The 26,843-nt window shown below is 73.1% G+C and carries 21 protein-coding genes; 6 read left to right on the forward strand and 15 right to left on the reverse strand.

Features of this window, described 5'->3' with window-relative positions:
• Positions 1-35: 35 nt before the first annotated feature.
• The 5 genes from ACSNOG_RS04030 to ACSNOG_RS04050 all read right to left on the reverse strand — a co-directional run bounded on the left by ACSNOG_RS04030 (position 36) and on the right by ACSNOG_RS04050 (position 8,580).
• Positions 36-2,015: an ATP-dependent DNA helicase gene (locus ACSNOG_RS04030; protein ID WP_436751116.1), complete on the reverse strand. Its 1,980-nt coding sequence runs from the start codon at positions 2,013-2,015 to the stop codon at positions 36-38.
• 43 nt (positions 2,016-2,058) lie between these two features.
• Positions 2,059-3,894: an IucA/IucC family protein gene (locus ACSNOG_RS04035; protein ID WP_436751117.1), complete on the reverse strand. Its 1,836-nt coding sequence runs from the start codon at positions 3,892-3,894 to the stop codon at positions 2,059-2,061.
• 81 nt (positions 3,895-3,975) lie between these two features.
• On the reverse strand, positions 3,976-4,845 hold the full coding sequence (locus ACSNOG_RS04040) for a GNAT family N-acetyltransferase (RefSeq protein ID WP_436751118.1): 870 nt from the start codon (positions 4,843-4,845) through the stop codon (positions 3,976-3,978).
• Positions 4,846-4,953: 108 nt separating this feature from the next.
• Positions 4,954-6,912, reverse strand: a complete 1,959-nt coding sequence (locus tag ACSNOG_RS04045) for an IucA/IucC family protein (RefSeq protein WP_436751119.1) — start codon at positions 6,910-6,912, stop codon at positions 4,954-4,956.
• Between the two features lie 27 nt (positions 6,913-6,939).
• Positions 6,940-8,580, reverse strand: a complete 1,641-nt coding sequence (locus ACSNOG_RS04050; protein ID WP_436751120.1) for a diaminobutyrate--2-oxoglutarate transaminase family protein — start codon at positions 8,578-8,580, stop codon at positions 6,940-6,942.
• A gap of 253 nt (positions 8,581-8,833) precedes the next feature.
• Here ACSNOG_RS04050 and ACSNOG_RS04055 point away from each other — a divergent pair, with 253 nt between their 5' ends.
• On the forward strand, positions 8,834-10,024 hold the full coding sequence (locus ACSNOG_RS04055; RefSeq protein WP_436751121.1) for a trypsin-like serine peptidase: 1,191 nt from the start codon (positions 8,834-8,836) through the stop codon (positions 10,022-10,024).
• Between the two features lie 92 nt (positions 10,025-10,116).
• Here the strand turns inward: ACSNOG_RS04055 and hflX are convergent, their stop codons facing one another.
• From hflX to miaA, 6 genes are all read right to left on the reverse strand, one after another.
• Positions 10,117-11,610, reverse strand: coding sequence for a GTPase HflX (hflX, locus tag ACSNOG_RS04060; protein WP_436751122.1), 1,494 nt, complete (start codon positions 11,608-11,610; stop codon positions 10,117-10,119).
• A 135-nt stretch (positions 11,611-11,745) separates the two neighbouring features.
• Positions 11,746-13,263, reverse strand: a complete 1,518-nt coding sequence (locus tag ACSNOG_RS04065) for a M1 family metallopeptidase (RefSeq protein WP_436751123.1) — start codon at positions 13,261-13,263, stop codon at positions 11,746-11,748.
• A gap of 165 nt (positions 13,264-13,428) precedes the next feature.
• Positions 13,429-15,558, reverse strand: coding sequence for a RelA/SpoT family protein (locus ACSNOG_RS04070; protein ID WP_436751124.1), 2,130 nt, complete (start codon positions 15,556-15,558; stop codon positions 13,429-13,431).
• A 203-nt stretch (positions 15,559-15,761) separates the two neighbouring features.
• Entirely contained in the window at positions 15,762-16,652 is an 891-nt protein-coding gene (dapF, locus tag ACSNOG_RS04075) for a diaminopimelate epimerase (protein WP_436751125.1), read from the reverse strand.
• 88 nt (positions 16,653-16,740) lie between these two features.
• On the reverse strand, positions 16,741-17,220 hold the full coding sequence (locus tag ACSNOG_RS04080; protein WP_436751159.1) for a hypothetical protein: 480 nt from the start codon (positions 17,218-17,220) through the stop codon (positions 16,741-16,743).
• A gap of 107 nt (positions 17,221-17,327) precedes the next feature.
• Positions 17,328-18,266 carry a tRNA (adenosine(37)-N6)-dimethylallyltransferase MiaA gene (gene miaA, locus ACSNOG_RS04085; protein ID WP_436751126.1) on the reverse strand — a complete coding sequence of 313 codons (939 nt, stop codon included), beginning with the start codon at positions 18,264-18,266 and terminating at the stop codon, positions 17,328-17,330.
• A 195-nt stretch (positions 18,267-18,461) separates the two neighbouring features.
• Here miaA and ACSNOG_RS04090 point away from each other — a divergent pair, with 195 nt between their 5' ends.
• Together ACSNOG_RS04090 and ACSNOG_RS04095 are read left to right on the forward strand one after the other, a co-directional pair.
• Entirely contained in the window at positions 18,462-18,701 is a 240-nt protein-coding gene (locus ACSNOG_RS04090; protein WP_436751127.1) for a hypothetical protein, read from the forward strand.
• A 31-nt stretch (positions 18,702-18,732) separates the two neighbouring features.
• Positions 18,733-18,981: an antitoxin gene (locus ACSNOG_RS04095; protein WP_436751128.1), complete on the forward strand. Its 249-nt coding sequence runs from the start codon at positions 18,733-18,735 to the stop codon at positions 18,979-18,981.
• A 270-nt stretch (positions 18,982-19,251) separates the two neighbouring features.
• Here ACSNOG_RS04095 and ACSNOG_RS04100 read toward each other — a convergent pair whose 3' ends face one another.
• Positions 19,252-19,962, reverse strand: a complete 711-nt coding sequence (locus ACSNOG_RS04100; RefSeq protein WP_436751129.1) for a class III extradiol dioxygenase subunit B-like domain-containing protein — start codon at positions 19,960-19,962, stop codon at positions 19,252-19,254.
• 73 nt (positions 19,963-20,035) lie between these two features.
• Positions 20,036-21,538, reverse strand: coding sequence for a tRNA (N6-isopentenyl adenosine(37)-C2)-methylthiotransferase MiaB (miaB, locus tag ACSNOG_RS04105; protein ID WP_436751130.1), 1,503 nt, complete (start codon positions 21,536-21,538; stop codon positions 20,036-20,038).
• A gap of 18 nt (positions 21,539-21,556) precedes the next feature.
• Between miaB and ACSNOG_RS04110 the strand changes: the two genes are divergently transcribed.
• Positions 21,557-22,573 (forward strand): TAXI family TRAP transporter solute-binding subunit, encoded by a 1,017-nt coding sequence (locus ACSNOG_RS04110; protein ID WP_436751131.1) that lies wholly within the window; start codon positions 21,557-21,559, stop codon positions 22,571-22,573.
• 7 nt (positions 22,574-22,580) lie between these two features.
• On the opposite strand, the gene ACSNOG_RS04115 is transcribed toward ACSNOG_RS04110, so the two are convergent.
• Positions 22,581-24,017, reverse strand: coding sequence for an ATP-binding protein (locus tag ACSNOG_RS04115; RefSeq protein ID WP_436751132.1), 1,437 nt, complete (start codon positions 24,015-24,017; stop codon positions 22,581-22,583).
• Between the two features lie 15 nt (positions 24,018-24,032).
• Positions 24,033-24,740 carry a response regulator transcription factor gene (locus ACSNOG_RS04120; RefSeq protein ID WP_436751133.1) on the reverse strand — a complete coding sequence of 236 codons (708 nt, stop codon included), beginning with the start codon at positions 24,738-24,740 and terminating at the stop codon, positions 24,033-24,035.
• Positions 24,741-25,009: 269 nt separating this feature from the next.
• On the opposite strand from ACSNOG_RS04120, the gene ACSNOG_RS04125 reads away from it, so the two are divergent.
• Positions 25,010-25,786, forward strand: coding sequence for an amino acid ABC transporter ATP-binding protein (locus ACSNOG_RS04125; protein ID WP_436751134.1), 777 nt, complete (start codon positions 25,010-25,012; stop codon positions 25,784-25,786).
• Between the two features lie 132 nt (positions 25,787-25,918).
• Entirely contained in the window at positions 25,919-26,842 is a 924-nt protein-coding gene (locus tag ACSNOG_RS04130) for a glutamate ABC transporter substrate-binding protein (protein WP_436751135.1), read from the forward strand.
• The last annotated feature ends 1 nt before the right edge of the window (position 26,843 follow it).

The following is a 26,843-nucleotide window of genomic DNA, read 5'->3' on the forward strand; positions in this document are numbered from 1 at the left end:
GTCGCCGCCGGCCCTTCCGTATGCGACAGCCCGTGCTAGCGGCCCTCGGCCTTCGCCGCCTCGTCGATCGCCGCCAGGGAGCGGCGCACCTGATTACGGTCCGTGGTGTACCAGAAGTCCGGCAGGGACGACTTCAGGAAGCCGCCGTAGCGGGCCGTGGCCAGCCGGGGGTCGAGGACGGCGACGACACCGCGGTCCCCCGAGGCACGGACGAGCCGACCGGCGCCCTGGGCCATCAGCAGCGCCGCGTGCGTGGCGGCCACGGCCATGAAGCCATTGCCGCCCGCTTCCTCCACGGCCTTCTGCCGGGCGCTCATCAGGGGATCGTCCGGCCGCGGGAAGGGCACCCGGTCCATCACCACCAGCTGGCAGCTCGGCCCCGGCACATCCACCCCCTGCCACAGGGACAGAGTGCCGAACAGGCACGTGCGCGGATCGGCGGCGAAATTCCGGATCAGCTCGCCGAGCGTCTCCTCACCCTGGAGCAGGATCGGCACGTCGAGCCGGCCGCGCAGCGCCTCGGCCGCGGCCTGGGCGGCCCGCATCGAGGAGAACAGCCCGAGCGTCCGGCCGCCCGCGGCCTCCACCAGCTCGGCCAGCTCGTCGAGCATGTCCGTACGGCTGCCCTCGCGGCCGGGCTGGGACAGGTGCCGGGCGACGTAGAGGATGCCCTGCTTGGGATAGTCGAACGGCGAGCCGACGTCGACGCCCTTCCACTCGGGGCTCTCCGCGCCTCCGGTGCCCTCGGGGGCCAGCCCCAGGGACGCGGCCACGCCGTTGAAGTCGCCACCCAGCTTGAGCGTGGCCGAGGTGAGCACCACGGACCGCTCGCTGAAGAGCTTCTCGCGCAGCAGCCCGGAGACGGACAGCGGAGCCACGCGCAGGGACGCCCCGAAGCGGTCGTGGCGCTCGTACCAGACGACGTCGTATTCGGAGCCCTCCACGATGCGCTCGGCGACCGCGTGGATGTTCTCCACGGAGGCCAGGGCCTGCTTGCGGACCGCGTCCTCGTCCTGGACGGACTTGTCGCGGGTGTTGCCGATGGCCGAGATGACCGTCCGGGAGGCGTCGCGCAGCGCCATCAGGGCGTACTCGAGGTCGTCGGGGATCTCCTCCAGACGGCCGGGGAGCGCCAGCTCCATCAGGCTCTCGAAGCTCTCGGCCGCGGTCTGCAGGGCGTCGGCGGCCTTCTCGTCGACGAGCTTGGCCGCACGGCGCACCGCGCGGTTGACCTGGCCGGGGGTGAGCTCGCCGGTGGCGACGCCGGTGACCCGGGAGACCAGCTCATGGGCCTCGTCGACGATCAGGACCTCATGGCTCGGCAGCACCGGGGCACCCTCGATGGCGTCGATGGCCAGCAGCGCGTGGTTGGTAACCACCACGTCGGCGAGCTTGGCCCGCTCCCGGGCGGCCTCGGCGAAGCACTCGGCGCCGTACGCGCACTTCGAGGCGCCCAGGCACTCCCGGGACGTGACCGAGACCTGGGACCACGCGCGGTCCGATACGCCGGGGGTGAGATCGTCGCGGTCGCCCGTCTCGGTCTCGTCGGCCCAGTCGCGCAGGCGCAGCAGGTCCTTGCCGAGCTTGCTGGAGGGCGCCGCCGCCTCGAAGGGATCGAAGAGGCCCTCCTCCTCGTCCTGCGGGACCCCCTCGTGCAGCCGGTGCAGGCACAGGTAATTGGACCGGCCCTTGAGCATGGCGAACTGCGGCCGGCGGCGCAGCTGCGGCTGCAGGGCGTCCACCGTCCGCGGAAGATCGCGCTCCACGAGCTGGCGCTGGAGCGCCAGCGTCGCGGTGGCCACGACCACGCGCTCGCCATGGGCCAGGGCCGGCACCAGATAGCCGAGGGACTTACCGGTGCCGGTGCCCGCCTGCACGAGCAGGTGGGAATTGCCGCCGACGGCTTCGGCGACGGCTTCGGCCATCGTGACCTGGCCGGGCCGCTCCGTGCCGCCGACGGCGGCGACGGCGGCGTGCAGCAGGTCCGTGAGGGAGGGCGAGGAGGAGGCAGTCATAGCTCTTCCACCCTAAAGGGCGCCACTGACATCGGCGGCGCCGTCACGGAATGTGCAGCGGATTGGGCACGGTGCCGTGGACGGCCGCGTGCGGGCGCTCGGGACGGTCGCGGTAGCCGTCGAGGTGCAGCCGGTTGCGGTTGAGGCAGAGCCGCTCGATCCGCGGGGTGAGCAGGTCGAACATCTCGTAGCGGTCCTTCATCCGCGGGAAGCGCTCGTGGTGGCGCACGATCTCCGCCCGTACGAGCGACCAGAAGGTGCTCTCCGGCACTCCGAGCTGCTCCTCGCACAGCGGCGCGAGGTAGCGGAAGACGCCGACGAAGAGGCCGGAATGGATGAACTGGGTGAGGAAGCCGGGCGGTTCGGTGAGCAGTACGGCCCTCACGTCCTCGGGCATCGGGGCGTGCTCGGGGAGGGGTACGGCGCTGATGTTGATGTCGTCGACGAAGTCCTTCACGGCGAGGCGCGTGGGCACGTCGTTGCCGTCGAAGACGACGATGGCGTTCTCGCCGTGCGGGGAGAAGACGGTGCCGTAGCGGTAGAGGAAGCGCAGGAGCGGCGGGAGCAGCGCGGCGAAGAGGTGGCGGAGCCAGTCGGCCGGGGCCAGGCCGGAGCGGCCGACGAGCTCGGCGGTGAAGGAGCGGCCGGCGGGGTCGGTGTGCAGCAGGGCCGCGAGGGTGCGGGCGCGCTCACCGGGGGCGAGGGCGGGGCCGAGGGGCTCGCGCCAGATGCAGCCGAGCAGCTCCTTGTACTGGTAGGGGACGCCGGGCAGGCGGTCGTAGAGGGGGTGCTCGACGGTCACGGAGGCGGTTTCGCCCAGGAGGATCACCCGGGTCTCGTCCCGGAGGAAGTCGTCGGAGTCGCGCAGGGACTGGACCCAGGCGGTGACCGCGGGGGCGGCGAGGGTGCGCTCGGTCGGCAGGCCGCGCCAGACGAGCGTGTTGAGGATGGAGAGCGGGAGCTTCACCGTCCGGGCGTGCGGGCGGCTGGTGTTGAGGAAGGTGCGGACGGACTGCTGGGGCAGCCGGAGGTCGTTGTCAGTGGGCAGGGAGATGATGGATCCGTCGGCGAGACAGGGCGCGAAGAGGGGGGCCACGGTCTCGTCCCACTGCCAGGGGTGGACGGGGAGCCAGAGGTAGTCGGCGGGGTCACGGCCGTGGTCGGCCACGGTACGGGCGAAGGCGGCGCGGGTGCCGGGGGCGAGCTCTTCGGCGTAGAGGCGATCGGGGGTGGCCAGTGCGGGGACGGCCCGGTAGTGCGCGAGGTCGCGGTGGGCGGCGATCCAGGGCAGACGGCGCGGGGTGCGGGCCTCGGGGGCCCACCGGTCGGCGTCCGAGGCGGAGAAGCCGAGCCGGCCCTTGTTGGCGATCAGCCAGGGGTGGCCGGTCTGGTGGCCTTCGAGCGCGGCGTAGTCGAGGTCGGCGAGGGCGGCCGCGCTGAGGGCGCTCGTCTGGAGGCGGGTGTCGGCGGTGAGCGTGGCGAGGAGTTCCCTGGCCAGGTGGCCCGTGGTGTCGCCGGAGAGGCCGAGGACGGTGTCGTGGGCGAGGGCGAGGAAGCGGAGGGGGTCCTGGGAGGGTGTCACGGAGTCGGGGTCGACCCGCCAGTGGCCGTACGCGCTCCGGCGCGCGCGGAAGCGGTACGTCACGTCCTCCGTTAACGACAACCGGTAGGCGGTGGTGGGCGCCGCGGTCACGGGTGTCTCCGAGGTGGGCGCCACGGTCACGGGTGTCTCCGACGTGGGCGCCGCGGCCCCGTCGTCGGGCTCGGGGGTCAGCACGCCCTCGTAGCTGAGTTCGCCGAGCATTTTGGCGAGCAGGCGGGCACCCGCGAGGGACCAGCCGGGGCCGGCGAGAGGTTCGGACCGGTGTGAAGGAGGCAAGGGGGCTCCTTGAGTAGGCCGATGGGGGGGTGGGTGATGCGGTGGAAGAACCGGAGGCGGCGGCCGGAGAGCAGGGCGGCTCTAGAGGAGGCTGCGCAGGGCGCGGTCGCGGGCCACCAGGGCCGCGCGCTTGTCCGGAAGGTCGACCTCCGCGGTCAGCCGGAAACCGGCGCTCAGGAACGCGGAGACGCACGGGGTGTTGCGCAGGTCGGGTTCGGCGATGACGCGCCCGCAGGACGGCCGGTGGTCCAGGACGAGGTCGGCGACGGTCCGCAGCAGGCGCGTGCCGACACCGCGCCCCCGGTCGGCGACCTTGCCGATCAGCAGGTGGATCCCGGTGTCGTGCGGGCGGGCCGGGTAGTGGCGCGCGATGGGGTCGAGGTCGGCGCGGTAGACCTCCCAGTAGCTCATCGGCACGCCGTCGAGCACCCCGAGGCAGGGGATGCTGCGGCCGTCTCCGCCTGTCTGGGCACGCAGGTGAGCCTCGGTCACGCTCTCGGGGCCGCCCAGCTTCCAGAACGCCGCGACGGCCGGGTCGTTCATCCAGCGGGTGATGAGCCGCAGATCGCGCTCGACGCGGACCGGCACGAGCTGGAAGGTGCCCGCGCCGGTGTCGGCGGGCCCCCAGTCGGCGAGGGAGTCGAGGAGGTCGGATCCCGGGCCGATGGCCCCGGCGGGCCCGCGGCCCACGGTGATCGCGGCCGGCTCCGGGGGACCGTGGTCGAGGAGTTCCACGAACTCTTCGGACAGCTTCAGTTCGAGCGTGGTCTCGCTGTCGGTCGGCGGATCGCCGCCCGCATCCGCGGAGGCGCCGCCATCGGCGCTCGGGCCCGCGATGCCGGCGCCGGCAAGGCCGGCGGCCGGGAAGTCGGCGGTCGGCACGCCGGCGCGGGGGTGCTCGTCGGTGCCCGGGCCGGTGCCCGGGCCTTCGCTGGGGTCGGTGGGCGGCACGGAGACGCTCTCCTCTCGGAGGATCCCCTCGGTGTCCGGGATCCTGTGGGCCCGCGGGGGCCCGTGTCCTCAAGGGCCCCGTTCACCCGGGGCCGGGGCTCGCGCCGGTCATCGGGCCGACGTGACCAGGGGGTTGGCGATGGTGACGTAGACGGACTGGGTGTCGACCGGGCCGACGAGCTCGTCGAGCCCCTGCAGCCTGGTCAGCATGTTGGCCTTGCAGCGCAGGGTGGGCGCTTCGAGAAGGCGGGCGGGCAGGGTGGAGCGGCCGGCGGCCGGGCCGGCCACGGCGTCCTTGAGGAAGCGGCGCAGCGCGGCCAGCAGGATCTGTTCGTCGGCGAGGCGCTGCGCGCCGAAGGCCCCGATCAGGCCGAGGACGTTGTTGATGCCGAGGTAGTAGGCGAACCTTTCGTCGGTGACCTCGTCGGACACGAAGGTGTCGCTCTCCGCGCCGATTCCGGGCAGCCGCCGGTCGAGGGCGTCCCGGTGGGAGGCGCGGAAGTAGTAGCCCTGGTTGTCGCGGTAGCGGCCGCCTGCGGGCCAGCCCTCCCGGTCCAGGAGGACGAGCGTGTTCTGCTGGTGGGCCTCCAGGGCGATGCCCGCCTCGCCGTCCAGCCAGAGCAGGGGGCGCACGACCGCCTCCAGGTAGCGCAGGAACCACTCCGCGGAGACGGCTCCCGCGGGGCGGCCGGTGCGGTGCGCGAGGCGGGCCACGATGTGCGCGAGACGCGAGCGCATGGCGGGCTGCCCGGCGGGGGCGCCGGGGTGCTCCTGGTCCGCCGGGGCGGGCCGGGGCCGGGGCGAGACGAGCCCGGCGAGGCAGGCGGCGTCGTCGCCGGGGCCGAAGGGGTTGTGCCGGACGACGACGTCGAGGCCGGTCAGCGGCGCGCCCTCGGGGGTGTCCACGGCGAGCCAGGCGGGGTCGCGGACGACGTCGAAGCCGAGCCCGCCGGGGCAGGCCGCGCGCCACTGCTCGGCGAGGCCGCTGCGCAGCAGGCGGTGCATCTCGACGCCGCGGTGGAGCTCCTTGCGGAGGTTCTCCCGGCGGGAGTTGGTGATGCGCAGGCCCAGGGAGAGCTTCAGCATCGCGGGGGCGCCGGGCCGGTGGACGGTCCGGACGGACGAGGTGGCGTACCAGGGCGCACCGAGGGGCCCCAGGTCGTGCAGCAGGCCGGCGTCCAGGAGGCGGCGGACGCCGGGGCGGCTGCGGACGTCGTGGGCCTGCCAGGGGTGCAGCGGCAGGGCGGCGGTGTCCTCGGGCAGGCGCAGCTCCGGCCCGGCGAGCCGGGCGGCGAGGGTGACGGCGTCGACGGGGCGGCCCCGCTCGGTCCACGCCGAGTCCATGGCGAGCAGGGAGCGGTGGACGGCCATCCAGTGCAGCGGGAAGGCCCCGCGCAGCTCCGGGGAGTAGACGTGCGACTCGGCGTCGGAGAGGCCTTCGCGGCTCTTGGGCGTGGGGTGGAGGGGGTGGCCGAGGAGCAGGGACTGCTCCGCGTAGAGGAAGAGCTCGCCCGCGTCCGGGTCGGCGGGGCGAGCTCGCCGGTCGGCGAGGAAGGCCGCTGTGCGCCGCGCCGAGTCCGCCACTCTGCCGACGAGTTCCGCCGCCCCCTCCGTGCGCTCGCATCCGGCACGGGCGGCGCGGTGGGCGGCTTCGCGGCCCAGGAGCGCCGCCAGGGTGACGGCGTCGACGGCCGGGGCGTCGTCGGGGGCGTCCGCCAGGGCCGGCGGGCCGAAGCGGTGCCAGCCGGCGGCGGACCAGTAGGTCACGGGGACCCGCAGGCCCGACCCGCTCGCGGGCAGGGGCAGGTGCAGTTCGGGCCCGCCGGGCCGCGGCACGCCGGTCTCGCGGACCCAGCAGCGCAGGAGGTTCTCCACGGTGGCGGCGTCGGCGGCGAGAACGGGGTCGGGGTGCTCCAGCGGGTCGGGGGCGCAAGGAGGGCCGCCCGGAGTCCCGTCGCGCGGGCCGCCGCCCTGGCGGGGGACGGCGGAGACCACGCTCTGCCGCCCGGGGGCCGGCTCGCGGTCCTGGCCGGTCGTGGATGCACCGGTCCCGGTGGATGCGTTCATGCGGTGTACGGCGTGCACGTCGCGGCGTCAGGCCGGGGATGCGGCGCCTGCCTCCTTCGGTGTGCTCGGGGCGGGGATGCGGCGACCGGGCCGGCAGACCGCGGCGATGGCGTCGGCGAGCCTCTCGAGGACCGCCTCGGTCTGCTCGTCGGTGATGGTCAGGGGCGGCAGGAGGCGTACGACGCAGGAGTGCCGGCCGCCCAGCTCGACGATCAGACCGCGGCGCAGGCACTCGCGCTGGACGGCCGCGGCCCGCACGGGCGAGGCCGGCAGCGGCGGGGCGGCGTGGCCTTCGCCCGGGGAGTGATGCGCCGTACCCCGGGTGGCGGGCTCGCGGCCGGCCCCCGGGCCGTATGCCGGGCTGCCCGCCGGAATGGCACGGGGCGCCGCGCCGTCACCCGACCGCTGCCGGGGGCCGTTCCACGAGCCCTGATCGCAGGCGCCGTCCGGCCCCGGCTCCGCCCCGGGCTCCTGCCCTGCCCCCGACCCGGGCTCCTGCCCCGGCCCCGCCCCAGACATCTGCCCGGGCTCCCCCTCCGGGGCGACGAACTCGATGCCGATCATGAGCCCGGCCCCGCGGACCTCGCCGATGCAGTCGTACTCCCCCGCCAGTCGCCTCAGGCGGTCCAGCATGCGCGCGCCCAGCGACGCGGCGCGCTCGGCGAGGCCGTTCTCCCTGACGTGGCGCAGGGTGGCCGCTCCCGCGGCCATCGCGAGCTGGTTGCCGCGGAAGGTGCCGGCGTGGTCGCCGGGCTGCCAGGTGTCGAGGTCCTCGTGGTAGACGATGACGGCGAGCGGGAGGCTCCCGCCGATGGCCTTGGACAGGACCATCACGTCGGGCACGATGCCACTGTGCTCGACGGCCCAGAAGGCCCCGGTGCGGCCCACTCCCGTCTGCACCTCGTCGGCGATGAGCGGGATGGAGCGTGCGGCGGTGAGCGCGCGCATCTCGCGCAGCCAGCCGTCGGGCGCGGGCAGCACGCCGCCCTCTCCCTGCACCGGTTCGACGATCATCGCGGCGGGGCGGCGCACTCCGCTCTTGGGATCGTCCAGGAGGCTCTCGGTCCAGCGGGCGGCGAGCCGTGCCCCGTCCTCCCCGCCCGCGCCGAAGGGGCAGCGGTAGTCCTGCGGGTAGGGGAGCCGGGTCACGCGCACGCTCGGCGCCGCGCCCGAGGCGGCGAGCGCCCCCTCCGTCATGCCGTGGTAGGCCCCGGTGAAGGCGAGCAGCCCGTCACGGCCGGTGGCGGTGCGCACGAGTTTGAAGGCGGCCTCCACGGCGTCGGTGCCGGCCGGGCCGCAGAACTGGATGCGGCCCGACTCCGCCAGCTCCCGGGGCAGCGTCGTGAACAGCTCGTCCGTGAAGGCGTCCTTGACCGGGGTGGCCAGGTCGAGCACGTGCAGGGGCGCGCCGGAGTCAAGGACGGAGCGGATGGCCTCCAGCACGACCGGATGATTGTGCCCCAGCGCGAGCGAGCCGGCCCCCGAGAGGCAGTCCAGATACCGGCGGCCGTCCGCGCCCTCGATCGTCAGCCCCCGGGCGCGCACCGGCACGATGGGCAGCGACCGGGCGTACGTACGCGCGGCGGATTCGCGGGACGACTGCCGCCGGAGGATGCCTTCGTACGCTGCGGCCGACGGCTCCGTGGGCGGTAGCTGAGTCAAGGCCACGGGTCTGGCTCCTCCTGCTGCTGAACGCTGGTCGGCACTCCCCCGTACGTACCAACGACGCGGCGCGCGACGGATCACGGCTCACCGTCAAGATCCTTCCCGGCGGAACCGAGGACCCGCCCGCTCCCGTCTCCCCACGCACCGGCATAGTGGGGCCCTGCCTCCCCCCGCTGGGGCGGTGCATGACAACTCCACAGCGTGGCCGCGACATTGCGGACACGTCCGAACAGAACGATCAGGGGGAACCCACTTCATGCCTTCCATCCGCAGGCCCGCGCTGGCCGCGGCCGCTCTGACGGCCGCGCTGGCGCTGACCGCCACCGCGTGCGGCCCGACCGAGGACGAGGCCGCGGGGAGCGGCAAGCCCAGCGCCACCGCCGCGCAGAAGGGCGACGAGGGCCTCGAGCTGCCCAAGAACCTTCCCAGTTCCCTGAAGGACCTGGAGAAGTGGAAGAACGGCGCCTGGAAGAACTGGGACAAGGAGCAGTGGCTCCGCGAGGCCCGCGACTTCATCAACCCCATCATCAAGGGCCACTGGAAGCCCGACACGATGAAGGACGCCCGCCCCAGCGACAAGACGCTCGCCACGCAGGGTGCGCCGGGCACGGCGCCGGGCGCCTCCGGTGACCAGGGCGTCACCGACCCCGAGCCGCGGCCGGTCCAGGCCAAGTCCGTCTCGGTGCCGTACCACAACAACGCGGCCCCGGTCGGCAAGGTCTTCTTCGACAGCCCCGCGGGCCACATGGTCTGCTCGGCGACGGTCGTCAAGGACCCGGCGCACCCCGGCAAGTCCAACATGGTGTGGACCGCGGGCCACTGCGTGCACGCCGGCCAGAAGGGCGGCTGGTACCGCAACATCGCCTTCGTGCCGTCCTACAACGACAAGGGCCTGCCGGGCGCTCAGGTCAACAGCGCGCCGGTGCAGGACGTCGCCCCGTACGGCGTGTGGTGGGCGGACTGGGCACAGACCTCCTCGCAGTGGATCAAGCAGGGTGCCGAGACCGGCGGCGGGGGCGCCCCGTACGACTTCGCCGTGCTGCACGTGAAGCCCGAGGCCGGCTCCGGCAAGTCCCTGGAGGAGACCGTCGGCAACGCCCTCACGGTCGACTTCAGCACGCCTCAGGTGAAGTCCATCCCGTCCATGGGCGCTTGGGGTTACCCGGCGGCGGCGCCCTTCGACGGCCAGAAGATGTACGACTGCATCGACCGGCCGGGCCGGCTGACGCTCGACAGCAACCAGCCGACGATGTACCGCATCGGCTGCACGATGACCGGCGGTTCGTCCGGCGGCGGCTGGTTCGCCAAGGGGCCCGACGGCAAGGTGAAGCTGGTCTCGAACACCTCGATCGGCCCGGCCAACAGCACCTGGCTGGCCGGCCCGCGCCTGGGCCCGGAGGCCCAGGGCGTCTACAACGCCATCAGCGGGAAGTTCGCCAACCGGTGACATCGCGAAGGCCCGCTCCCCCGAACGGGGAGCGGGCCTTCCGCATGTCGCCGTCACGCCCGGGCGCCCGGAGGTCCGGGCGCCGCGCGCCGTCAGCCGCGGGCCGCAGGCACGTACCGCTGGAGCTCGGCGGCGAGCTCCTCGTGCACCCGTGCCTTGAGCAGGGTGCCCTCCGGGGTGTGCTCCTCGGAGAGGACCTCGCCGTCGGCGTGCGCCCGCGCGACCAGGGAACCGTGGGTGTACGGCACGAGCGCCTCGATCTCCACGGCCGGGCGCGGCAGCTCGGCGTCGATCAGGGCGAGGAGCTCCTCGATGCCCTCGCCGCTGCGCGCCGACACCGCGATCGAGTGCTTCTCGATCCGCAGCAGCCGCTGCAGGGTCAGCGGATCGGCAGCGTCCGCCTTGTTGATCACGACGATCTCGGGGACGTCCACCGCGCCGACGTCGCGGATGACCTCGCGCACGGCGGCCAGCTGCTCCTCCGGCGCCGGGTGCGAGCCGTCGACCACGTGCAGGATGAGATCGGAATCGCCGACCTCCTCCATGGTGGAACGGAACGCCTCGACGAGGTGGTGCGGCAGGTGCCGGACGAAGCCGACGGTGTCGGCCAGGGTGTAGACCCGCCCGCTGGGCGTCTCCGCCCGGCGCACGGTCGGGTCCAGGGTGGCGAACAGGGCGTTCTCCACCAGGACGCCGGCTCCGGTGAGCCGGTTGAGCAGGGAGGACTTGCCCGCGTTGGTGTAACCGGCGATGGCGACCGACGGGACCTTGTTCCGACGGCGCTCCTGGCGCTTGACGTCGCGGCCGGTCTTCATCTCCGCGATCTCCCGGCGCATCTTCGCCATCTTCTCGCGGATCCGCCGCCGGTCCGTCTCGATCTTGGTCTCACCGGGGCCACGGGTGGCCATGCCGCCGCCGGACGAGCCGGATCCGCCACCGCCCATCTGCCGGGACAGCGACTGACCCCAGCCGCGCAGGCGGGGCAGCATGTACTGCATCTGTGCCAGGGAGACCTGTGCCTTGCCCTCGCGGGACTTGGCGTGCTGGGCGAAGATGTCGAGGATCAGGGCGGTGCGGTCGACCACCTTGACCTTGACGACGTCCTCCAGCTGGATGAGCTGGCCGGGGCTGAGCTCACCGTCGCACACGACGGTGTCGGCGCCGGACTCCAGGACGATGTCCCGCAGCTCCTGGGCCTTGCCGGAGCCGATGTACGTGGCCGGGTCCGGCTTGTCGCGGCGCTGGACCACGCCGTCGAGCACCAGGGCACCCGCGGTCTCGGCGAGGGCGGCGAGCTCCGCGAGGGAGTTCTCCGCGTCCCTGACCGTGCCGGACGTCCAGACGCCGACCAGCACCACGCGCTCCAGGCGCAGCTGCCGGTACTCGACCTCGGTGACGTCCTCCAGCTCGGTGGAGAGACCGGCCACGCGCCGCAGGGCCGCCCGCTCGGAACGGTCGTACTGCTCGCCGTCGCGCTCCCCGTCGATCTCGTGGCTCCAGGCGACGTCCTCTTCCATCAGGGCGTCGGCCCGAAGGCTCTCCGGAAGGCTCTGCCGGTCCTGGGGAAGGGAAGAAGAGGAGGTCATTTGATCCTTTGCATCGTTGGGAGGGGCGGCCGCTCATGCAGTGGCCGCACCGTCGACAACGCGCGGGCGGCCCCGGAGATTCCCGGGCCGGCGGCCTCGCCGACCCGTCGATGGTCCCACGTGGTCGGCGGAGCGTCACGCGGGTTTACGGGCCGCCTTCGCGGCCTTCGGAGCCGTCTTCGCGGCCGTCGGGGCCGCCTTCCAGTCGGCGTGGCCCGGCATGGGCGGGGTCGTCCGGCCGTAGAGCCAGTCCTTGAGGAACTCCCGCAGGTCCTGGCCGGAGACCTGGGAAGCGACGGCGACGAAGTCCTCCGTGGTGGCGCTGGCGTCGCGGTGGGCGGTGATCCACTCGCGCTCCAGCCGGTCGAACGCCGCCGCGCCGATCTTCTGGCGCAGCGCGTAGAGCACCAGCGCGCCCCCGTCGTAGACGACGGGCCTGAAGATGCTGGTGCGCTTGCCGGGCTCGGGCGGCTTGGGCAGCGCGGGCGGGCCGCCGTCGGCGCGCCAGGCGTCGGAGTGCTCGTACGCGGCGCGCATCCGGACGTCGAGCGTCCGGCCGCCCTTGTGCTCGGCGTACAGCGATTCGTACCAGGTGGCGTGCCCCTCGTTGAGCCAGAGGTCGGACCAGCTGTGCGGGCTGACGCTGTCGCCGAACCACTGGTGGGCGAGCTCGTGGACCATGATGGATTCGAGGTACCAGGCGGGGATGTCGTCCCGGACGAACAGACCGCGCTCGAAGAGCGAGAGGGTCTGCGTCTCCAGCTCGAATCCGGTCGACGCGTCGGCGATCAGCAGGCCGTAGTTCTCGAACGGATACGGCCCGACCTTCCCCTCCATCCACGCGATCTGCTCGGGCGTCTTCGCCGTCCACTTCTCCACGCGCTGCCGGTCGGCGGCGGGGACGACGTCCCGCACGGGCAGGCCGTGCGGCCCCGCGCGGTGGACCACGACGGAGCGGCCGACGGAGACCTGGGCCAGCTCCGTGGCCATGGGGTGCTCGCTGCGGTACGCCCAGGTGGCGTTCGCCCCGCGGACCGTACGGCCCGCCGGCAGCCCGTTGGCGACGACGGTCAGGGTCTTGGGCGCGGTGACGCGGAAGGTGAAGCGGGCCTTGTCCGAGGGGTGGTCGTTGCACGGGAAGACGCGGTGGGCGGCGTCGGCCTGATTGGCCATGGCCAGCCCGTCCTTCGTGCGGATCCAGCCGCCTTCCCTGCCGTTGCGCGGGTCGCTGGTGTGCCGGACGACGACGGTGAACAGGCCCTCGGCCGGCAGGGCGACGGACGGCGTGACGACGAGGTCCTCCTTGACGGAGGTGAACTTTGCGGGCAGGCCGTTGACCGTCACGGTGCGGACCGTGCCGTTGCTGAAGTCGAGGTTGAGCCGGTCCAGGTTCGTGGTGGCCCGGGCGGCGATGGTGGTGACGGCGTCGAGCGGCCGGTCGTTGCCGTGGTAGTCGAAGGTGACGTCGTAAGCGGCCACGTCGTAGCCGGGGTTGCCGAGGTCCGGGAAGAGCCGGTCGCCGACGCCCAGGGGGCTCGCGGCGGGTGGTGCCGCCGCTCCGATGAGGAGGGCCGAGAGGGCGGCTACGAGGACGGCGCGGCGGCGCGCGGACCGCCGGCGGGCCGAGGCGGGCTTCCCGGATGAGTGCGGCATGCCTCCATCGCTATCAGCGCGAGGGCCCCGCGCGGTGGCGGCACGGCGCCGCCCCACCCGTACGAGCGTGCCGGAAGGCTGTGCGACAGGTGCTCGTCCGGGGGACGGCCCCCGGCGCCCCGCGATACACCGCGCACCCTCCGGGCGGCTGTCCGGCCGCTCCGGCTAGAGCTGCGCTGTGGCCACCGGCCGGCCGGCCCGCGCGACGTCGTAGACCCCCGGGACGCGCCGCATGGCGCGCATCAGCTCCGGCAGCTGGGCCGCGTCCGGCAGCTGCAGGGTGTAGGTGTGGCGGACGCGCTGCTCGTGGGGCGGCTCGACGGCCGCCGAGATGACTGCCGCCCCCTCGGCCGCGATGGCCTCCGTCAGATCCGCAAGGAGGTGCGGCCTGCTGAAGGATTCGGCGCGCAGGGTGACGCGGTAGTCGCGTGCGCCGCCGCCCTCCGGACTGCTCCAGCGCACTCCTACGGGCTCCCGCCCGGAGGCGACCATACGGTGCACCGCGGGGCACTGCGCCCGGTGCACCGTCACCGCGCCCCCGCGCACGGCGAAGCCGGTCACCTCGTCGGGCGGGACGGGGGTACAGCAGCCCGCGAGCCGTACGCTCGCGGCCGCCAGGTCCGCCCCGTCGGCCGTGACGGCGACGGGCCACCGCGCGGCCGGAGCGGTGGCCCGGGGCGGCGGGCAGGGGCGGCCCGGGGCGAGCGGGACGGGCGGAGCGGGTTCCCCCGCGGGATGGCTGGCCAGCCACCGCTCGATGGCGATCCGCGCGGCGGGCGTACGGGCGTGCTCCAGCCAGTCCGGGGAGGGCCCGGAGGCGCTGTCGCGGGACATCAGCAGCTGCAGGGTGTCGCCGTCGCGCAGGACCGTGCTGAGCGTGGCGAGGCGGCCGTTGACGCGGGCGCCGATGCAGCTGTGGCCGCCGTCCCCGTGCTGGGCGTAGGCGGCGTCGACACAGCTCGCCCCGGCGGGCAGGCCGATCGTGCCGCCGTCGGCGCGGAAGACGGTGATCTCGCGGTCCAGGGCCAGCTCGTCGCGCAGGGAGGTCCAGAAGGTGTCGGGGTCGGGCGTGGCCCGCTGCCACTCCAGCAGCCGCGAGAGCCAGCCCGGCCGGGTGGGGTCCACGCGCTCCCCGTCCGTGGCATCGGGCGTCTCGGGCGTGGCGTACGGATTCCCCAGGGCGACGACGCCGGCCTCGGCGACCTTGTGCATCTGGTGGGTCCGGATGAGGACCTGGGCGGGCTCCCCTCCCCCCGGTCCCGCGACGGCCGTGTGCAGCGACTGGTAGAGGTTGAACTTAGGGGTGGCGATGAAGTCCTTGAACTCCGAGATGAACGGAGTGAAGCAGGTGTGCAGCTCGCCGAGGACCGCGTAGCAGTCGGCGTCCTCCGCTACGAGGACGAGCAGCCTGCCGAGATCCGATCCGGTCACCTCGCCGCGCTTGAGGCGCACCCGGTGCACGGAGACGAAATGACGCTGCTTGACGAGGACGTCGGCGGCGATGCCCGCCTCGCGCAGGACGCCCCGCACCCGCTCCGCGGTCGTCTCCAGGGCGGCGAGCCCTGCGGCGTGCCCGGTGACGAGCTCGCGGGTGCGGGCGTACTCGTCGGGGTGGAGGATCGCGAAGACGAGGTCCTCCAGCTCGGTCTTGAGCGCCTGGACGCCCAGCCGCTCGGCGAGCGGGATGAGCACGTCCCGCGTGACCTTGGCGATGCGGACCTGCTTCTCGGGCCGCATCACGCCCAGCGTGCGCATGTTGTGCAGCCGGTCGGCGAGCTTGATGGACATCACCCGCACGTCGTTGCCGGTGGCCACGAGCATCTTCCGGAAGGTCTCCGGCTCGGCGGCGGCGCCGTAGTCGACCTTCTCCAGCTTGGTGACGCCGTCGACCAGGAAGCGGACCTCCTCGCCGAACTGCCCGCGGACCTGTTCCAGCGTCACCTCGGTGTCCTCGACCGTGTCGTGGAGGAGGGAGGCGGTCAGGGTGGTCGTCTCGGCGCCCAGTTCGGCCAGGATCAGGGTCACGGCGAGCGGATGGGTGATGTAGGGCTCGCCGCTCTTGCGGGTCTGGCCGCGGTGCGAGGACTCGGCGAGGAGGTAGGCCCGCCGGAGAATGTCGAGATCCGCGCCCGGATGGTGGGCCCGGTGCACCTTGGCGACGTGGTCGATGGCGTCCGGCAGCCTGCCGCGCGCGCCCGAGCCGCCGAGCGCCGCGCGCCCCAGCCGTCTCAGGTCGAGGCGGGCGCGGCCGCGCCTGCGGCCGGGAGCACCTTCGTGCGTGGCGTCTGTGCTCATGGGGGCACCTCCGGCAGCGTCGACCGGCGGTCGGCTGCACGCCTCCGTACCGGTGCTTGATGCTACCGAGCCCATCACGCGCTGCTCACCCGCTCTCGCCCAGAGTGAAACGGATCACCCATTCGAGCGAGCCACGCCGCCGGGAGTCCGGCGCAGGGACCGGAAAAGAGGTAGTGCGCCGGGGAGCCGTCCGGGCAGCACCCTCAGGCGAGCGCCGCGTCCAGCCAGGAGCGCTCGAAGGTGCCTTCCGCGACGATCACGGCGGGGCCCGTCATCTCGACCGTGCCGTCCGGTGCCTCGCTGATCACCAGGCGCCCGCCGGGGACGTCCACGGTGTATGTGACGGGCAGACCGGTCACGGCCGGGTCCAGGCCGTCCCGGCGGGCCGTCGCGACCATCACCGCGCACGCGCCCGTGCCGCAGGAACGGGTCTCGCCGGAGCCGCGCTCGTGGACGCGCATGGCCACGTGCCGCGGCCCGCGGTCGACGACGAACTCGACGTTGGTGCCGTGGGGGTACGCCTCCGCGGGGGCCACGGCGGGAGCGGTGTAGAGGTCGCCCGCCTCGGCCAGGTCGCCGACGAAGGTGACGGCGTGCGGGTTGCCCATGTTCACGTTGCGCGCGGGGCGGCTGCGTCCGCCGACGGTGACGGTCACCTCGCCCTCCGGGAGCACGGCCCGCCCCATGCCGACGGTGACGTCCCCGGCCGCGGCCCCGGGGCCGTCCTTGGCGATGTGGGCGTGCCGCAGGCCCGCCCGGGTCGCGAGGGTGATGTCGCCCGCCTCGACGAGGCCCGCGTGGTGGAGGTAGTGGGCGAAGACCCGGACGCCGTTGCCGCACATCTCGGCGATGCTGCCGTCGCTGTTGCGGTAGTCCATGAACCACTCGGCGTCGCCGGCCATGGCCTGCGCCTCGGGGTGGGCCGCGGAGCGGACGACGCGGAGCACGCCGTCGGCACCGATGCCCGCGCGGCGGTCGCACAGCACGGCGACGGCGGCGGGGGACAGCTCGATGCGGCCGTCGTGGTCGGGGATGATCACGAAGTCGTTCTCGGTGCCGTGACCCTTGAGGAAGGCGATCTGTGCGGTGCTCACGATTCGATGGTACGGGGGCCGCCCGCACTCACCCCGGTGAGGCCCGGTGCCGAGCTGCGGCCCCGGACGGCCCGCGGCCGGGGTCTGCTCAGCGCAGCCGCGCCACGCGCCAGACGGCGAGGACGACGACCAGGGCGACGAGGGCCGCGTACGAGGCGACGTACCGCCAGTCCGGGCGCTTGCCAGAGCCGCGGGCCGGCATTCCGGGCCAGGTGTAGCCGACCCGGCGGGCGGCCATCACCCCCCAGCCCGCGGCGCAGCAGCTGATGAGCAGGCCGAGCATGGCGACGACCGGCCCGCCGTCGCCGAACTCGAAGGCGAGGGGGAAGGCGAACATGAGCGAGCCGACGGCGGCCAGCCCGACGATCGGGGCCAGCTGCCAGATGCGCAGCCTGCGCTGCGGGCGCAGCTCGCGGAACGACGCGGGCGCGGGGGTGCCGGCTTCGGCGGTTCCCTCGGCGTCCTCGGGGCCGTCCGGAGTCAGCTCCTCCGGATCTGCCCCGGCCACCGCCGGGAGGCTCGCCCTCCGCGGCGGCTGTTGCGGTCTGTCGCGAGGGCCGGCCTCCATCGCCACGCGCCCTCCCTACCCGGACTTCACGGCTCGATCGAAGCTCGATGATGGCACGCCCGCGCAGACCGGAATGGCGCGCGTAGCTTCCCGATGCCATCACGTGATCAGGCTGTGACCGCCCGTTCGAGCAACGCCAGCGCGAGCCCGGGGAGTTCCGCCCTGCGGTCGGCCGCTCCGCTCAGCCAGTGCACGCGGGTGTCCTTGCGGAACCACGAGTCCTGGCGCCGCGCGAACCGCTTGGTGGCCCGGACGGTCTCGGCGCGCGCCTCGTCCTCGGTGCACTCCCCCGCCAGGAAGGCGAGCACCTGCTGGTAGCCGAGGGCGCGTGAGGCAGTGCGGCCCTCGCGCAGCCCCTGGCGCTCCAGGGCGCGCACCTCGTCGACGAGCCCCGCCTCCCACATGCGGTCCACGCGCACGGTGATGCGCTCGTCCAGCTCGGGGCGCTCGACGTCGACGCCGATCTGCAGGGCGTCATAGACGGGCTCCTCGCCCGGCAGGTTCGCGGTGAAGGGGCGGCCGGTGAGCTCGATGACCTCCAGGGCGCGCACGATGCGGCGGCCGTTGCCGGGCAGGATGGCGCGCGCGGCGGCCGGGTCGGCCTCGGCGAGGCGGGCGTGCAGGGCGCCGGGGCCGAGCTCGGAGAGCTCCTGCTCCAGGCGGGCGCGGACGGCCGGGTCGGTGCCGGGGAAGTCCAGGGCGTCGATGGCGCCCTTGATGTAGAGCCCGGAGCCGCCGACGAGCACGGGGGTGCGGCCCTCGGCGAGGAGCCGGTCGATCTCCGCGCGGGCCAGCCGCTGGTACTCCGCGACGCTCGCGGCCTCCGTGACGTCCCAGATGTCGAGGAGGTGGTGCGGCACGCCCTGCCGCTCCTCCAGGGTCAGCTTGGCCGTGCCGATGTCCATGCCCCGGTACAGCTGCATGGAGTCGGCGTTGACGACCTCCCCGCCCAGGTGCTGGGCGAGGGCGACGCCGAGATCGGACTTGCCGGCCGCCGTGGGGCCCACGACGGCGATGACCCGCGGGGCGGGAACTGCGTTTTTCACCGGGTTTTTCACCGGATCAGTCTCGCAAACCCCACCCGCACCCCACGAACGAGCGACGTGACGCGGCGCCGGTGGGGTCGTTGCCTGTTGCGAGGTTCCGAGAGCCGGTTCGCGGGCCGGTGCCCTGTTGCGGTGCACCGGCACACCCCGGGCGACGCGGGACTTCGCACACACCAGTAAGGTAATGGAGTAGATATGGGCGTGTTTTCAAGGTTTCGCCGCAAGGCGTCCGAGGCGTCAACCGAAGAGGCGGCAACGGCCACTCTGACGGCGGAATCGGCCGACGCCACCGAGGAGGGGGCCGAGGCGACCGAGGCGGAGGAGTCCGGCGAGACCGAGGCCGAGGCTCAGGCCTCCGAGGGGGTCGAGATCCCCAAGCAGCAGTCGGCGGAGAAGGCCGTCGACAGCGAGGCCGGTGAGGGCGCCCGTAAGTAGCTCTTGAACCAGAAAGACGAGGGAAGGCGCCATGGGCCTGTTGGACGCACTCAAGGCCAAGCTCGCCCCTGCGAAGGACAAGATCGGCGATCTCGCGCAGCAGCACGGGGACAAGATCGATCAGGGGCTGGAGAAGGTCGCCAAGGTGGTCGACGAGAAGACCAAGGGCAAGTACAGCAGCCAGATCCACACGGGCACCGGCAAGGCCAAGGAAGCCATCGACCGGCTCGCCGAGAAGGAAGGCGGCAAGGGCGGGGGCTCCGGCACCCCGGCACCCTGACGGCTGCCGGGAGGTTCCCGGCGCTGTCCCCTCGTCGGCGACGGGGCGCGGAGCATCTGCTCCACGCCCCGTCGCTGCGTTCCGGGTGGTGGGCGGACCGCCGGCTCCACGTGCCGGGAGTACCGCCGAGGCCGCGCACCGGCCTCCGAGGGACCGCAGAAGGCTCTGCACGGCCCTCTGGCGGCCGCTCGGGTCAGGAAGGCGCCGCAGGGAGCCGGAGGCGCCGAAAGGCCGCCAGCAGCCGCTGAAGGCCGCTGCTGGAGCCGCCCGCTACGACCAGGCCGCCACGAAGTACCCCACCCCGTAGGGCGCCTCGTCGTACAGCAGCTGCCCCTTGAGCCCGGCGCCCTCGCCGGCCCCCGCGAGGACCTGCCACGGGGCGCGTCCCGCGGCCTGGAGTTCCTGAGCCAGCCCGCCGTCCAGCGCGGCGAGCGCCGCGGTGTCGGCGGACCCCAGCGCCCGCGCCGCCTCCGCGTCGAAGTCCGCAGCACGCTCGTCGAGGTAACCCGGCGCCTTGAGGGTCCGGCAGGCACTGCCGTCGCCCATTACCAGCAGAGCGGTCCGCCCGTCCCCGTCGGCCAGCTCACGGCCTGCCGCGAGGCACTGCTCGGCGTCCAGCGTCTCCCCGACGCCCAGGCCCTCGACGGGCGCGTCGGCCCAGCGCGTGCGCTCCAGGAGCCAGGCGGCCACCGCCAGGGACCGGGGCAGCTCCCGATCCGCCTCGTGCGTGCCCTGCCCCAGGCGCACGTCGACGTCGACCCCGAAGCCGCGGAAGGATCCCCTGGAGCCCTGCGGGTGCGGTCCGCGGCCCGGCTGCGGCGCGGGGCCGAGCACCACGAGCCGGTCGGGCCGGGCGGCGGCCAGGACGCCCACCGCGTCGAGGCAGGCGGCCCGCAGGCCGTCCAGCTCGGGCGCGGCCCCGGCGGCGACCTCCGGGACGAGCAGCGGCGGACAGGGGCATACGGCGGCGGCGACGAGCATGGCGGGAACGATACGCCCGCCGGGCGCTCCGCGCAGTCGCGGCCCGGGGCGTCACCGGGCCGCGGGCGGTGCGTCAGTCCCCGCAGCTGCTCCCGCAGCCGGAGGCGGCCGGAGCGGGGCTCGGCGCGGGGGCGCCGATGGACGGGATGCCCAGCATCACGCCGGCCGGCTTGGCGGCGGCAGCGGCCGTGCGCTTCTCCCACGCGTCGCCCGCGCGCGTGCGGCGCACGCCCTTGGCGGGGCCCTCGGCGAGCAGGTGGTGCGGGGCGGCGTAGGTGATCTCGACGGTCACCACGTCGCCCGGGCGGACCGGCTCGTCGGGCTTGGTGAAGTGCACGAGGCGGTTGTCGGGCGCGCGGCCGGAGAGGCGGTGCGTGGCGTCGTCCTTGCGACCCTCGCCCTCGGCGACCATGACCTCCAGGGTGCGGCCGACCTGCTTCTTGTTCTCGTCCCAGGAGATCTCCTCCTGGAGGGCGACGAGGCGCTCGTAGCGCGCCTGCACGACCTCCTTGGGGATCTGGCCCTCCATGGTGGCCGCGGGGGTGCCGGGGCGCTTGGAGTACTGGAACGTGAAGGCGTTGGCGAAGCGCGCCTCGCGGACGACGTGCATGGTCTGCTCGAAGTCCTCCTCGGTCTCGCCGGGGAAGCCCACGATGATGTCGGTGGAGATGGCGGCGTCCGGCATGGCGGCGCGCACCTTCTCGATGATGCCGAGGAAGCGCTCCTGGCGGTACGAGCGGCGCATCGCCTTCAGGACGGTGTCCGAGCCGGACTGCAGCGGCATGTGCAGCTGGTGCATCACGTTCGGCGTCTCGGCCATGGCGGCGATCACGTCGTCGGTGAAGTCGCGCGGGTGCGGGGAGGTGAAGCGGACCCGCTCCAGGCCCTCGATCTTGCCGCAGGCGCGCAGCAGCTTGGAGAACGCCTCGCGGTCGCCGATGTCGGAGCCGTAGGCGTTGACGTTCTGGCCGAGCAGGGTGATCTCGCTGACGCCCTCGGCGACGAGCGCCTCGATCTCGGCGAGGATGTCGCCCGTGCGACGGTCCTTCTCCTTGCCGCGCAGCGCCGGGACGATGCAGAACGTGCAGGTGTTGTTGCACCCGACGGAGATGGACACCCAGGCCGCGTAGGCGCTCTCGCGGCGCGTCGGCAGCGTCGAGGGGAACGCCTCCAGGGACTCGGCGATCTCGACCTGCGCCTCTTCCTGGATGCGGGCGCGCTCGAGCAGCACGGGCAGCTTGCCGATGTTGTGCGTGCCGAAGACGACGTCGACCCAGGGGGCCCGCTTCACGATCGTGTCGCGGTCCTTCTGGGCGAGGCAGCCGCCGACGGCGATCTGCATCCCGGGACGCTTCGTCTTCATGGGGGCCAGCCGGCCGAGGTTGCCGTAGAGCTTGTTGTCGGCGTTCTCCCGCACCGCGCAGGTGTTGAAGACGACGACGTCGGCGTCGCCCTCCGCGGTGCCCTCGGGCGCACGGACATAGCCCGCGTCCTCCAGCAGGCCCGACAGCCGCTCGGAGTCATGGACGTTCATCTGGCACCCGTAGGTGCGCACCTCGTATGTCTTCGCACTCATCTCAATCGACCAGGGTACGTGGTCCCCCGGACAACCCGCCTCTCCCTTTCCCCGCGCCCTGGAAGGCGCCGCGTCCTCCGTGCGGCCGCGGCGGGCGCCGCCGTGCTCGTCCTGCTGGTGTGGTGGCTGGTGTCCCTGCACGGCGACACGTCGCCGGCCGGGCGGATGTCGTTCGCCACCGGGGTGCCGACGGGCGTGTACGCCAAGTACGGGGACCTCCTCAAGGAGGACCTGGGTCACGACATGCCGGCGCTGGACGTGCGCCTGCGGCGCAGCCAGGGGTCGATCGACAACCTGCGGCAGCTCACTTCCGGTGAGGCGGATTTCACCCTGGCCACCGCGGACTCGGTCGCCACCTACCGCGACGAGGGGAAGCCGGGCGCGGCGGGGCTGCGCGCCTGTGCCCGGCTGTACGACGACTACATCCAGCTGGTGGTGGAGAAGTCCTCGCGGGTGCAGTCCGCGCGGGACCTGCGGGGCCTGCGGGTGGGCGTGGGGACGGACGACTCCGGGGTGCAGCTGATCACGCGGCGGCTGCTGAAGGCGGCGGGGCTGGACTTCGACAAGGACATCACGCCGGTGCGGGTCGGCATCGACAGGATGCCGGGGCTGCTGGAGCGGGGGGAGCTGGACGCGTTCTTCTGGTCCGGGGGGCTGCCCACGAACGCGGTCCAGACGCTCGGCCTGCGGCTGTCCATCCGCCTGGTGCAGCTGAGCGACCTGATCGCGCCGCTGCACGCACAGGGGCCGCAGACGCACTACTACCGGGCCGCGGTGATGCCCGTGGACGCCTACCCGGAGCTGCGGGCGACGCAGGCGGTGAAGACGCTGGCGGTGGCGAACCTCCTCGTCACCATGGACCACGCGGATCCGGAGCTGGCGGAGAGCGTCACCCGCTCCGTGATGAACAGCAGGGACCGCATAGGGCAGACGGTGCACGCGGCGCAGAAGGTCGATCTCCGTACGGCGATCTTCACCGATCCCCTGCAGCTGCACGCGGGGGCACGCCGCTACTACCTGTCGGTCAAGCCGTGAGCGGCCACTACTTCTCGGTCAGGCCCTGAGGAGCTCCGGTCGCGACCCCTCCCTGCCGTGGCACCTTGATCACCGCCCGCAGGCCCTGCGGCTCGTTGGGGACGTACGTGAGGGTGGCACCGCCCGCCGCGAGGAGGGCCCGGGAGATGGACAGGCCCAGGCCCGAGCCGGAGACGTTCTGGTGGCGGCTGCTGCGCCAGAAGCGGTCGCCGATGCGGGTGAGCTCCTCGTCCGTCAGGCCGGGGCCGCCGTCGGCGACCGTGATGCCGACGCAGTCGCCCTCGACCTCGATGCTGACGTGGACCGGCGAGCCTCCTGGCGTGAACTTGAGCGCGTTGTCCACCACCGCGTCGAGGGCGCTGGAGAGAGCGACCGGGTCGGCCCAGCCCGTCACCGCGGCCGGGCCGCTGTAGGTGAGCGCCACCTGCTCCCGGTCGGCGACCGGTGACCAGGCCCCCACCCGGTCGGTGACGATCTCCGCTATGTCGGTCAGCTGGAGGTCGGCGGCGGCGTGCTCGGCGAGGGCGAGGCCGAGGAGGTCGTCGAGCACGCGCGCGAGGCGCTTGCCTTCGGTCCGTACGGAGGCGACCTCCGTGTGGTCGGAGGGGAGGTCCAGGGCGAGGAGGTCGATGCGCAGCAGGAGGGCGGCGAGCGGATTGCGCAGCTGGTGCGAGGCGTCGGCGACGAAGGCGCGCTGCTGCTCCAGGACGGTCTCGACGTTGTCGGCCATCTCGTTGAAGGAGCGCGCCAGGCGGCGCAGCTCGGGCGGCCCGCTGTCGGCGGCGACGCGGGAGTTCAGCCGCCCCGTGGCGATGCCGTGCGTGGCGGCGTCCAAGGTCCGTACGGGGCGCAGCACCCAGCCCGTGAGGCGGAACGCGGCGGCGACGGCGACGAGCATCGCGGCGGTCTCGCCCGCCACGAGCAGCATCCAGGAGTGCAGGATGCGCGAGCGCAGCTGCCCGGTGGGCGAATCGGTGACGACGACCGCGACGACGTCGCCGTCGCGGATGACGGGGGAGGCGACGGCGAGCCGCCGGTGCTGCAGCGGCCAGACCTGCCCGGGGTCGTGGCTGCGGCGCCCCGCCAGGGCCTCCTGGAAGGCCCGCTGACCCTCACCGTCGGAGGGCACCTGCCAGCGCCGTGGGGCGACCGCCATGGCCGCGCCGTCGCGGTAGAAGATGCCGACCCTGATGTCGTACAGCTCCTCGTAGCGCAGGAGTTCGGCGCGCAGGGTGTTGAACCGCTCGTCCGTCTCGGCGGCCTGGTCGGACGGCCGCGTGGTGACGAACTGGGCGAGGGCCGCGAAGCGGGCGGTGTCGTCGATGCGGTCGACGACCACGCGCTGCTGCTCGGCCGCGGCGATGCTGGCGGCGAGGGGGAACCCGAGGGCCAGCAGCACCCCCGCGAGGAGGACGATGAGGAGCGGAAGGAGTCGTGTGCGCACGGGGTCGGCCGGCTCTCACCGGGCCGGGACGACGATTTTGTAGCCGACTCCGCGGACCGTCTCGATGAGGGCGGGCATGCGGAGCTTGGCGCGCAGGGAGGCGATGTGCACCTCCAGGGTGCGCCCGGTCCCTTCCCAACTGGTCTGCCACACCTCGCTGATGATCTGTTCGCGGCGGAAGACGACGCCGGGCCGCTGGGCGAGCAGGGCCAGCAGGTCGAACTCCTTACGGGTGAGCGGGACGGCCGTACCGGCCACGGAGACCTCGCGGTTGGGGAGTTCGATGGTGAGGCTGCCCAGCCGGAGCGAGTGCGGCGCGGCGGGCTCCTGCGGCTCCTCGGGGCCGTTGCCGGCGGGCGGCTTGCGGCGGGCCACGGCGTGGATGCGGGCGAGGAGTTCACCGGTGTCGTAGGGCTTGACCACGTAGTCGTCGGCGCCGAGGTTGAGGCCGTGGATCTTGGAGCGGGTGTCGGCGCGGGCGGTGACCATGATGACGGGGATGCCGGTGCGCTTGCGGATCTTGCCGCAGACCTCGAAGCCGTCCTGATCGGGCAGGCCGAGGTCGAGCAGGACGACGGCGAAGGGCGCTCCCGTGTCGGGCAGCAGGGCGCGCAGCGCCTCCTCGCCGCTCCGGGCGTGGGTGACGTCGAAGCCGTGCCGGGACAGCACCGCCGCCAGGGCCGCGGCGACGTGGTCGTCGTCCTCCACGAGCAGCAGTCTCATACGGCCCCCTCCCTGTGACCGCAGCGTGGGCACCCCCGCATCCACGCTGATGGAGGCCCGCTCCGTCAAGGGGGATCCGGGAGTGAGCGGGCTTCCGTTATCCAGCCGGTACGCCCGCGCGACCGGCGTGTGCGCCGCGCGCCCCCTTCACGCAGAGTGTCCCTTTGCGGCCGGATCGTTATGCTCAATTTCAGCTCAGATGTAATGACGCTGGTCGGTGCCGCTCATTAGGGTCCTCCCAATCGAGGAGGATGGAGCGAGGAACGCCGATGAGCGAAGTATCGGTGACCGGCGGGACCACTGCCGCCGCGGACCCACTGGTCGTCCTGAAGAGCGTCAACAAGCACTTCGGCGCCCTGCATGTCCTCCAGGACATCGACTTGACGATCGCGCGCGGCGAGGTCGTCGTCGTGATCGGCCCGTCCGGTTCCGGCAAGTCGACGCTGTGCCGGACCATCAACCGTCTGGAAACCACGGATTCCGGATCGATCACCATCGACGGCAGACCGCTGCCCCAGGAGGGCAAGGAGCTGGCCCGGCTGCGTGCCGACGTCGGCATGGTCTTCCAGTCCTTCAACCTCTTCGCGCACAAGACCGTGCTGGAGAATGTGACGCTGGGTCAGATCAAGGTGCGCAGGACGGACCGGGGTAAGGCCGAGGAGAAGGCGCGCGCCCTCCTCGACCGGGTCGGCGTCGGCGCCCAGGCGGACAAGTACCCCGCCCAGCTCTCGGGCGGCCAGCAGCAGCGCGTGGCCATCGCCCGCGCCCTGGCCATGGACCCGAAGGTGATGCTGTTCGACGAGCCGACGTCCGCGCTCGACCCGGAGATGATCAACGAGGTGCTGGAGGTCATGCAGCAACTCGCCCGGGACGGCATGACGATGATCGTCGTCACCCACGAGATGGGCTTCGCCCGCTCCGCCGCCAACCGCGTGGTGTTCATGGCCGACGGCCGCATCGTCGAGGAGGCGCGGCCGGACCAGTTCTTCAGCAATCCGCGCAGTGACCGTGCGAAGGACTTCCTCTCGAAGATCCTGCATCACTGACCGGACCACCGACCGCGCCGCACCACCGACCGCGCCGCCGCACCACCACGCCGGACCCGGCCCGTTCGGCCCCTCCCGTCACGGCTGCCCCGAACCACTCCGCTCCACCTGCAGACGCAAAGGATGTTCACCATGAAGCTCCGCAAGACCGTCGCAGCCGCCGCCGTGGCACTGGCCCTCACCGCGACCGCCACCGCCTGCGGGAAGTCGGGCAGCCCGGACGACGACAAGGCCGACAAGCCCGCCGACGGCAAGACCGCGCCGGCCGCTCCGACCTACAAGGTGAACACCTCGGCCGACGTCAAGGGCTCGCCCGTCTTCGACAGGATCAAGGGCAAGACGATCACCATCGGCACCAAGGCCGACCAGCCCGGCCTGGGCTACGAGAACCCCACCTCCAAGAAGCGCTCCGGCTTCGACGTGGAGATCGCCCGGATGATCGCGGCCGACCTCGGCTTCGACGAGGCCCACATCAAGTTCAAGACGGTGCCGTCCGAGGCCCGCGAGACGCAGATCGCCAGCGGCGGCGTCGACTTCTACGTCGGCACCTACACGATCAACGACGAGCGCAAGAAGCAGGTCGACTTCGCCGGCCCGTACTACGTCGCCGGCCAGGACCTGCTGGTGAAGGCCGACAGCAGCATCAAGGGACCTGAGGACCTCAAGGGCAAGAAGGTCTGCTCGGTGACCGGCTCCACGCCGCTCAAGCGCATCAAGGAGCCCAAGTACGGCGTCGGGGAGGTCAAGGCCCAGCAGGGCTACCAGCTGTGCGTCCAGGAGCTCGTCTCCGGCACGGTCGACGCCGTGACGACCGACGACACCCTCCTCAAGGGCTATGCCGCGGAGAACAAGGGCGCCCTGAAGGTGGTCGGCAACCCGTTCTCCACGGAGCCCTACGGCGTGGGCGTGAAGAAGGACGACAAGGCGCTGCGCGCGGCCGTCAACGACGCCATCGAGGCGCACGAGAAGAACGGCGACTGGAAGAAGGCCTACGACGCCACCATCGGCCTCGCCGGCATCCCCGCGCCGAACCCGCCCGCGATCGACCGCTACTGAT

The organism is Streptomyces sp. URMC 124, from assembly GCF_051386455.1.
Lineage (GTDB): Bacteria > Actinomycetota > Actinomycetes > Streptomycetales > Streptomycetaceae > Streptomyces.

Bases quoted from the DNA above. Each gene is read 5' to 3' on its own strand.
- hflX (WP_436751122.1), bottom strand. From the start codon at position 11,610: ATGACCTCCTCTTCTTCCCTTCCCCAGGACCGGCAGAGCCTTCCGGAG.
- miaB (WP_436751130.1), bottom strand. From the start codon at position 21,538: ATGAGTGCGAAGACATACGAGGTGCGCACCTACGGGTGCCAGATGAAC.
- ACSNOG_RS04055 (WP_436751121.1), top strand. From the start codon at position 8,834: ATGCCTTCCATCCGCAGGCCCGCGCTGGCCGCGGCCGCTCTGACGGCC.
- ACSNOG_RS04065 (WP_436751123.1), bottom strand. From the start codon at position 13,263: ATGCCGCACTCATCCGGGAAGCCCGCCTCGGCCCGCCGGCGGTCCGCG.
- ACSNOG_RS04120 (WP_436751133.1), bottom strand. From the start codon at position 24,740: ATGAGACTGCTGCTCGTGGAGGACGACGACCACGTCGCCGCGGCCCTG.
- ACSNOG_RS04100 (WP_436751129.1), bottom strand. From the start codon at position 19,962: ATGCTCGTCGCCGCCGCCGTATGCCCCTGTCCGCCGCTGCTCGTCCCG.
- ACSNOG_RS04045 (WP_436751119.1), bottom strand. From the start codon at position 6,912: ATGAACGCATCCACCGGGACCGGTGCATCCACGACCGGCCAGGACCGC.
- ACSNOG_RS04080 (WP_436751159.1), bottom strand. From the start codon at position 17,220: ATGGAGGCCGGCCCTCGCGACAGACCGCAACAGCCGCCGCGGAGGGCG.
- ACSNOG_RS04095 (WP_436751128.1), top strand. From the start codon at position 18,733: ATGGGCCTGTTGGACGCACTCAAGGCCAAGCTCGCCCCTGCGAAGGAC.
- ACSNOG_RS04030 (WP_436751116.1), bottom strand. From the start codon at position 2,015: ATGACTGCCTCCTCCTCGCCCTCCCTCACGGACCTGCTGCACGCCGCC.
- ACSNOG_RS04125 (WP_436751134.1), top strand. From the start codon at position 25,010: ATGAGCGAAGTATCGGTGACCGGCGGGACCACTGCCGCCGCGGACCCA.
- ACSNOG_RS04090 (WP_436751127.1), top strand. From the start codon at position 18,462: ATGGGCGTGTTTTCAAGGTTTCGCCGCAAGGCGTCCGAGGCGTCAACC.
- ACSNOG_RS04130 (WP_436751135.1), top strand. From the start codon at position 25,919: ATGAAGCTCCGCAAGACCGTCGCAGCCGCCGCCGTGGCACTGGCCCTC.
- ACSNOG_RS04070 (WP_436751124.1), bottom strand. From the start codon at position 15,558: ATGAGCACAGACGCCACGCACGAAGGTGCTCCCGGCCGCAGGCGCGGC.